Below are 8,174 nucleotides of genomic sequence, written 5' to 3'. Positions count from 1 at the left end.
GTCGACCTGCCGACCTACGCCTTCCAGCACCAGCGTTACTGGCTGGAGTCGGAGCCTGTCGTCTCGGCCGATGTCACGTCGGCCGGTCTGGTCTCCGCCGATCACCCGTTGCTGGGCGCGGCTGTCACGCTGCCCGCGTCCGACGGGGCGCTGCTGACGGGCCGGCTGTCCCTGCGCACCCACCCCTGGCTGGCCGAGCACGCCGTGGCCGGTGTGACCCTGCTGCCGGGGACGGCGTTCGTGGAGCTGGCGCTGCGCGCCGGGGACACGGTCGGCTGCGACCGGGTGGAGGAACTGACGCTGGAGGCGCCGCTGGTGCTGCCGGAGGACGGCGCGGTGTCCGTGCAGGTCTCCGTCGGCGGGCCCGACGAGTCCGGGCGGCGTGCGCTGAACGTGTACTCGCAGACGGACGGCGGCCCGTGGACCCGGCATGCCGTCGGTGCCCTCACGAGCGGTGGCGGATCGGCGGTGTGGGCGGACGCCGGTGCGGCATGGCCGCCGGCGGACGCGGAAGCCGTCGACGTGGACGGCCTGTACGAGCGGTTCGCGCGCAACGGATTCGGTTACGGACCGACGTTCCAGGGACTGCGGGCCGTCTGGCGCCGGGGCGACGAGGTGTTCGCGGAGGTCCGGCTGCCCGAGGACCAGCGATCCGGGGCCGGGGACCTGGGCGTTCACCCCGCGTTGCTGGACGCGGCGCTGCACGCGATGGCGTTCGGTGGGTTCGTCCGGCTGCCCGGCTCCGTCGCTCCGGGTGGCGACACCGGACGGGTCCGGCTGCCCTTCGCCTGGAACGGTGTGGCGCTGCACGCCCAGGGCGCGTCCGCGCTGCGGGTGCGGCTGGCCCCGGCGGGACCCGACGCGGTGACGGTGACCGCCGTGGACGAGTCGGGCCGGTCGGTGCTGTCGGTGGACTCGCTGGTGACCCGGGCGATCTCCCGGGAGCAGCTCAGCCGGGCGCACGGCACCTTCCACGAGTCGTTGTTCCGGCTCGACTGGACCGCGGTGGTGTCACCGGCCGTGTCCCGCGCGCCGGGCAGGTGGGCGGTGCTGGGCGACGACGGCACGTCGCTGTCGACGGCCCTGAAGTCGGCGGGTGCGGCGGGGGCGCAGGCCGAGCGGTACGCGGACCTGCCCGCGCTGGCGGAAGCCGTGACGGCGGGCGGGGACGTGCCGGACCTGGTGTTCGTCCCGTTCGCCGCGTGGCTCGACGGCGGTGAGCCGGACGAGCTGTCCGCGGACCGGGTGCGTGCGGTGGCGCACCGGGCGCTGCGGCTCACCCAGGCGTGGCAGGGCGAGGAGCGCTTCGCGGGCTCACGTCTGGTGTTCGTGACCCGTGGGGCGGTCGCGGCCCGGCCCGGGGAGCGGTTGCCGGACCCGGCCTGCGCGGCGGCGTGGGGTCTGGTGCGGGCGGCGCAGTCGGAGAATCCCGACCGGTTCGTGCTGCTGGACATGGACGACCAGGACACCTCGTTCGCGGTGCTGCCGCGGATCCTGGACGGTGTCGAGCCGCAGTTGGCGGTGCGGTCCGGGCGGCCGTTCGCGCCGCGGCTGGCCCGGGTGCCCGCGGAGCGCGCCAACGGCGGGGCGGGGCCGGACACGGTGGACGAGGGCACGCCGGACTCCGGGGTGTGGTCCGCGGAGGGCACCGTGCTGATCACCGGGGCGACCGGTGTGCTGGGGTCCCTGGTGGCCCGGCACCTGGTGGTCGAGCACGGTGTCCGGCACCTGCTGCTGACCAGCCGCAGCGGCCGGGCCGCCGCCGGCGCCGCCGAGCTGGCGGACCGGCTGACCGCCCTCGGGGCGTCGGTGCGGCTGGCCGCCTGTGATGTCGCCGACCGTGCGGCGCTGGCGGAACTGCTGGCGAGCGTGCCGGACCGGCATCCGCTGACCGGTGTGGTGCACGCGGCCGGCGCGCTCGACGACGGTGTCCTCGGTTCACTGACGCCGGAGCGGGTGGACGTCGTGCTGCGTCCCAAGAGTGACGCGGCGGTCAACCTCCACGAGCTGACCCGGGACCTGCCGCTCACGGCCTTCGTGCTGTTCTCCTCCGCGGCGGGTGTGTTCGGTGCCGCCGGACAGGCCAACTACGCGGCGGCCAACGCGTTCCTGGACGCTCTGGCGCACCACCGCCGGGCGGCGGGGCTTCCGGCGGCCTCGCTCGCCTGGGGCCTGTGGGCCGAACGCAGCGCGATGACAGGGCACATGGACGACGGTGACGTACAGCGGCTGAACCGTTCGGGGGTGGCCGCACTCACCTCCGACGAGGGGCTGGCCCTCTTCGACCGGGCGGTGGAGCTGTCGTCGGCCGCCGAGGCGGACGGATCCGGGGTGGACCCGCTGCTGGTGCCGATGCGGCTCGACGTCGCCGCCCTGCGGGCGCAGGCCGCCTCGGTCGGCACGCCCGCCCTGCTGCGGGGGTTGGTCCGGGTGGCACCGCGCCGGACGGCCGACAGTGCCTCCGGCCGGAGCACGGACGAGGCAGGACAGGTGCCGCTCGGGCAGCGGCTGGCCGGGCAGCCGGCCGAGGAGCAGCTGCGGACGCTGACCGAGCTGGTGCGGACGCACACGGCGACGGTGCTGGGCCACGACTCCGTGGACCCGGTCGAGGAGGGCCACGCCTTCCTGGAGCTGGGCATCACCTCGCTCACCGCCGTGGAGATCCGCAACCGGCTCAACCACGTCACCGGTCTGACGCTGCCGGCGACGCTGCTGTTCGACCACACCACGCCCGCCGCGCTGGCCGGCTACTTGCGCACCCAGGTGGTGCCGGGTGCCGCGCCGGAGCCGCAGCCGTCCGCCGCGGCCACCGGCGGTGCCGGGCAGCAGGCGGCCCCCGCGGCCGGGGGCGGATCGACCATCGAGTCCCTCTACCGGCAGGCGTGCGCCGACGGCCAGTACGTCGCGGGCACCCAGCTGCTGATGGCGGCGGCCCGGCTGCGCCCGTCGTTCCGTACGGCCGCCGAGCTGACGAGTCCGCCCAAGCTGGTCCGGCTGTCCAAGGGCGGCACCACGCCCGGCCTGGTGTGCTTCCCGTCGCTGGTGGCGATCTCGGGGGCTCGTGAGTACGCCCGCTTCGCGGCGGGCTTCCGGGGCCGCCGTGATGTCACCGTGCTGCCCGAACCCGGCTTCAGCAAGGGCGAGTTGCTGCCGGCCGACGTCGACGCCGTGGTGGAGATGCAGGCGGAGGCGGTGCTGCGGACCGTCGGCGAGGAGCCGTTCGTGCTGGTCGGCCGGTCGTCGGGCGGCTGGATCGCCCAGTCGGTCGCGGGGCTGCTCGAGCAGCGCGGGAGCGCCCCGGCGGCGGTCGTGATGCTGGACACCTATCTGCCGCGCAGTGAGGCACTGCCGTGGATCCAGACCAACCTGTCCGGGAAGATGTTCGATCGCGAGAAGATGTTCGGCGTGGTGGACGAGGGCCGGCTCACGGCGATGGGCGGGTACCTGCGCCTCTTCTCGGACTGGGGGCCTGCCCCGATCGGTGCGCCGATCCTGGCGGTGAAGGCCGAGGAGACCTTCACCGGCTCGGAGCAGACCACCGACGAGGAGGCGGCGTGGGGCGCCCGGGTCACCCGGATCGAAGTGCCCGGCGACCACTTCACCATGATGGAGGATCACGCCGGTGCCACCGCCGGAGCCGTCCTCGACTGGCTTGCGGAGAACGCGTGAGGTGAGGGCGCGGCGGCCGCCGTGCCCTCACCTCACGCGTCGCGAGAGAAAGACGGAACCCGGAAGGGCGCGCACGCGTCCTTCGAGCCGCGCAGGCTCCCTTCCGGGCCCGTGGACTGTGAATATCGACAATCAGGAGAACAAAGTGACGTCTTCGAACCTCAGCCCCGTCGGTGAGCAGGTCGGCCAGTTCTACGACCAGCTGATGGGTGCGTTCGACGCCTCTCTCTACGGCCCCAACATCCACGTGGGCTTCTGGAACAGCCAGGAGGACACCACCGGGCTAGAGGACGCCGCCGACCGGCTCACGGACATGATGATCGACCGTCTCCAGGTCGGCCCGGGCGACCGCGTCCTGGACATCGGCTGTGGCCTCGGCGGGCCGGCGATCCGGCTGGCGCAGCGGACCGGTGCCGAGGTCGTGGGCATCAGCGTGAGCCTCAAGCAGGTGGAGAGGGCCAACGAGCTGGCCGAGGCCGCCGGTGTGAGCGGCAAGGTCAGCTTCCAGCACGGTGACGCGATGAACCTGCCGTTCGACGACGCCTCGTTCAGCGCCGTGTGGATGCTGGAGTCCGTCATGCAGATGCCCGACCGTACGGCCGCGCTCACCGAGGCGGCCCGGGTGCTGCGGCCGGGCGGCCGGCTCGCGCTCACGGACAACTACGAGCGGGAGACCATCTCGGAGGAGCGGCGCCCGGTGATCGAGGGCATCCTCAAGCGGTACCTCACCCAGTCGCCGGCGTCGTTCGAGGCGTACCCGACGATGCTGCGTGAGGCGGGCCTGCGCTGCGCGGAGATCATCGACGTCAGCGAGAACACCACGCGGCAGTCGGTCAAGCGGCTCGGTGAGGCGCTCGCCAAGAACATGGAGCAGCTGGCCGCCAAGGTCGACCCGGAGGTCTTCGCCAAGCTGAAGCCCGCGGAGGGGGAGAACCTGGAGATGCCCGAGGTGGGCTACCTGATCGTGACGGCCCGCCGGCCCGCCGCGTAACCGCACGGGGCCCCGTACCGGACAACGCCCGTGAGGGGCGCACCGCCACGGCGGTGCGCCCCTCACGGGCCGTGCGGTGCGACCGGCCGGACAGCGCGGTCGCGCAGGCCCCGCCGCCGTACCCGCGGCGGGGACCGGGGGGTCAGGACACGACACCCACATGTGCCAGCGCCTGCTTCAGCAGTACTCCGTGGCCGCCGGGCATCTCGCTCTGCACGGCCAGGGAGGCCGCATCCTGGGGGCTGAACCAGACGAGGTCGAGCGCATCCTGGCGGGGCCGGCAGTCACCGGTCACCGGCACGATGTAGGCCAGGGACACCGCGTGCTGGCGCGGGTCGTGGTACGGCGTGATGCCCGCCGTGGGGAAGTACTCCGCGACCGTGAACGGCTGGAGGGAGGCGGGGACCCGGGGCAGCGCGACGGGGCCCAGGTCCTTCTCCAGGTGCCGCAGCAGCGCGTCGCGGACCCGCTCGTGGTGCAGGACGCGGCCGGAGACCAGGGTGCGGCTGACCGTCCCGTCCGGGCCGATGCGCAGCAGCAGGCCGATGCTGGTGACTTCACCGCTGTCGTCCACGCGCACGGGCACGGCTTCGACGTAGAGGATCGGCATCCGGGCCCTGGCCATCTCCAGCTCGTCCGTGGTCAGCCAGCCGGGCGTGGTCTCGGTCATGTCAGACATTGCTTGATCATACTTTCCGGGTGGGGCGCCCGCTGGGATCGCGGGCCGGTTCGGATACGGGCGGCCCGTACAGGCGGCGGGCGTTGTCGCGGCCCGTCCAGGCCGCGATCCGCAGGGCGTCGGCCAGACTCAACTCGTCGGCGTCCACGCGGGCTTGCAGGAGATCGGCGAGTCCCTGCCGGAAGCACAGGGCACCCAGGTGATGGAACTCGGCCACACCGTAGGCGTCGGAGCTGTACAGGAGTTTGCGGAACGGGGTGATCTCCAGTGCCTCCTCCAGCACCGCCCGGCAGCGCGCCGGGCCGGTGTAGTGCAGGGCGAGACCGACGTCCAGGTACACCTGCTCGAACACCGTGGCCAGATAGGCGGCCTGGCGGTGGTACGGCCAGCAGTGCAGCAGCAGGACCGGGATCGTGCCGGCGGTGCGGTGCAGCCAGTCGGTGAGCAGGGCGGGGTCGGCGCGGTGCAGCGTCACGTCCGCATCACCGAAGCCGGTGTGCAGCTGCAGCGGCAGACCCAGGTCGACGGCGGTCCACAGCAGGTGCCGTACCAGCACCGGGTCGGTGAGCCGGCCGCCCCGCGCCAGCCAGTGCCGGGCCGCCTCCGTCACCTCGGCGTCCGCGGGGCGCTCCGGGTCCAGGGCGAAGCCCGTGCGGTAGGCCGCGATCGACTTCACCGCCACCACCCCCGGCCGGCGTACGGCCTCCTCGGCGGCGGTGCGCAGGACGGCCGGGTACTCGCCCGCCTCCACGCCCCGCGCGGCCACCGCCTCGGCGAGCTGCTCCAGGCGGACGACCTCGCAGGCGGCGGCGCCGGCGGCCGTGGCCAGCTCGGCGGGGGTGGTGAGCGGGTGCGGGGCGAAGCCGGTGTCCACACAGAACATCTCGGCTCCGGCCGCCGTCAGGAAGCGGCGGTTGACCTCCCGCCAGCCGAGCGCCGCGCGGCGCGCCGTGTAGTCGGCGGGCGGGGCGTGCCGGGGGAGGCCGAGCAGGGGCGCGCAGTGCCGGCGTACGGCCACGCCGACGGGGCTGTCGAAGGGCGACACGCCGGGCCAGGCCGCGCCCTCGGTGATCAGGGCCTCGAACTGCCCGGCGTCCAGGTCGGCGGTCACCGCGCCATGGCAGTGGTGGTCCACCAGCGGCAGCGCGGCGAGGGCCTCGTGGACCGGTCCCGGTGCGGTCATGGTCAGTATGCCCAGCGGTAGGCCGCCGCCACCTGGACGGGCCCGAGCCCGTCGACGGCCGCCGCCTCGCCGAGCCGTACGGCGCTCACCGCGTCGGCGAGGACCGGGCCCAGCGCGGTCCGCAGCACCGGGTCCGCGCGGAACTCCTCGACGGCCTCCGGCAGCGAGCGCGGCAGCCGCCGGACCCCCAGGGCCGCCGCCTCGTCGGGGCCGTAGCGGGCCGGGTCGCCGGTGATCTCGTCGGGCAGGGCGCGGCCCGCCGTGACGCCGTCGAGTCCGGCGGCGATCACACAGCCCAGGGCCAGATACGGGTTGGCGGCCAGATCGACGGGTTTGACCTCCATGTTGGCGTCCTGGTCGTGGCGGCCCGCCGTGCCGGTGACGATCCGCACGGCGGCCTCCCGGGTCTCCCGGCCCCAGGCGGTGAACGCGCCGGCCCACTGGGACGGCTGGAGCCGCAGATGGCTGGCCGGGCTCGGCGCGGTCACCGCCGTCAGCGCGGGCAGGTGGGCGAGGACCCCGGCCACGAACGACTCCGCCTCGGCCGTCATGCCGTAGCGTCCCTCGCCGCCGGCGTGCAGGTTCACACCGTCGCGCCAGCAGGACAGGTGCAGATGGCCGCCGTTGCCGACGCCCTCGGGCAGGTAGGCGGGCGCGAAGGAGACCCGCAGTCCGTGGCGCTGGGCCACCGCCCGGATCGTCTGCCGCACCAGCACGCTGCGGTCGGCCGCCGCCACCGGGTCCAGCGCGCCCACCGAGATCTCGAACTGGCCCGGCGCGTACTCGGGATGGATCTGGTCGACGTCCACGCCCTGGGCCGCGCACGCGGCCAGCAGATCGGCGGTGCAGTCGCTCAGCTCGACCTGCCGGACCGCGCCGTACGCCGGCCCGGAGGCCGCCGGGACGAACTCCCCGGCGGGCGCCGAGCCGAGTCCGAAGGCCCACTCGATCTCCACCGCCGCCTTGAAGTCGACGCCGTGGCGGTCGGCGGCCTCCGTCACCGTCCGGCGCAGGAAGGTCCGGGCGCAGCCGGGGTGCCGTCCGCCCTCCTGCGTGATCCGGTCCACGGGCGCCCAGGCCCAGCCGGGCTGGCCGGCCAGCGGGACGAGATGGTCGAGGTCCGGGTAGAGCCTGAGGTCGCCGTCGGGGGAGCCGAGGACGTCGGTGGTGACGACGGAGTCGTCGGCGAGGAAGGTGTCGAACACCGGCGACATGCCGACGCCCCAGGCCACGGCCGCCTCCAGCCGTGCCGTCGGGATCGTCTTGACCCGGGCGACGCCCGCCGTGTCCACATAGGCCAGCACGATGCCGTGCACGCCCTGGGAGGCCAGGTCGGCGGTGAGGGCCGCGACCCGCTTCAGATCGCCGGGACGTCCGCCGGGCTCGGGGTCGGCAAGGGTGGTCATGCGTCCTCCTCGACGGGCTCGGCCCCGGCCGGAGCCGGGCGACGGATCGGGGCCAGGGTGTCACGGCCACCGCGCCGTACCGTGGTACGACGGTCCCGCCCGGCTCGGCGCGCCCCGCGGGCCTCCACCCCGCGCCGGGCCTCCTCACGTGCGGCTCCCGCCGTCATTGTGCCGTCCCCCGATCGCGCTGTCCCGGGAACCGCGCAGGGTGACGTCCCGGCCACGCTCCGGCGGGGTCCGTCGGAT

Annotated in this window: 5 protein-coding genes; 2 read left to right on the top strand and 3 right to left on the bottom strand. The window is 74.4% G+C overall.

All coding sequences use genetic code 11. The features are described 5' to 3' along the window. A partial coding sequence (locus GT045_RS20415) for a type I polyketide synthase (RefSeq protein ID WP_161335029.1) occupies positions 1-3,669 on the top strand: 3,669 nt, incomplete at its 5' end. A gap of 145 nt (positions 3,670-3,814) precedes the next feature. Further along, complete coding sequence (locus tag GT045_RS20410; protein WP_161297770.1) at positions 3,815-4,660, top strand: methyltransferase domain-containing protein; 846 nt, start codon at positions 3,815-3,817, stop codon at positions 4,658-4,660. Between the two features lie 142 nt (positions 4,661-4,802). Here the strand turns inward: GT045_RS20410 and GT045_RS20405 are convergent, their stop codons facing one another. From GT045_RS20405 to GT045_RS20395, 3 genes are read right to left on the bottom strand one after another with little or no spacing between them, the layout of a single operon-like run. Next, on the bottom strand, positions 4,803-5,330 hold the full coding sequence (locus tag GT045_RS20405; RefSeq protein WP_161297784.1) for an NUDIX hydrolase family protein: 528 nt from the start codon (positions 5,328-5,330) through the stop codon (positions 4,803-4,805). 16 nt (positions 5,331-5,346) lie between these two features. Continuing rightward, positions 5,347-6,522: an amidohydrolase family protein gene (locus tag GT045_RS20400; RefSeq protein WP_161335028.1), complete on the bottom strand. Its 1,176-nt coding sequence runs from the start codon at positions 6,520-6,522 to the stop codon at positions 5,347-5,349. Between the two features lie 2 nt (positions 6,523-6,524). Continuing rightward, positions 6,525-7,928: a glutamine synthetase family protein gene (locus tag GT045_RS20395; RefSeq protein ID WP_161335027.1), complete on the bottom strand. Its 1,404-nt coding sequence runs from the start codon at positions 7,926-7,928 to the stop codon at positions 6,525-6,527. Positions 7,929-8,174 lie beyond the last annotated feature (246 nt).

It is taken from the genome of Streptomyces sp. SID486, assembly GCF_009865385.1.
Classification (GTDB): domain Bacteria; phylum Actinomycetota; class Actinomycetes; order Streptomycetales; family Streptomycetaceae; genus Streptomyces.
Note: the sequence above shows the minus strand (reverse complement) of the source record. Positions and strands in the feature narration are given on the sequence as shown.

What these genes read in the sequence shown, in the direction of transcription:
- GT045_RS20405 (WP_161297784.1), bottom strand. Translation starts at nt 5,330, where the DNA reads ATGACCGAGACCACGCCCGGCTGGCTGACCACGGACGAGCTGGAGATG.
- GT045_RS20400 (WP_161335028.1), bottom strand. Translation starts at nt 6,522, where the DNA reads ATGACCGCACCGGGACCGGTCCACGAGGCCCTCGCCGCGCTGCCGCTG.
- GT045_RS20395 (WP_161335027.1), bottom strand. Translation starts at nt 7,928, where the DNA reads ATGACCACCCTTGCCGACCCCGAGCCCGGCGGACGTCCCGGCGATCTG.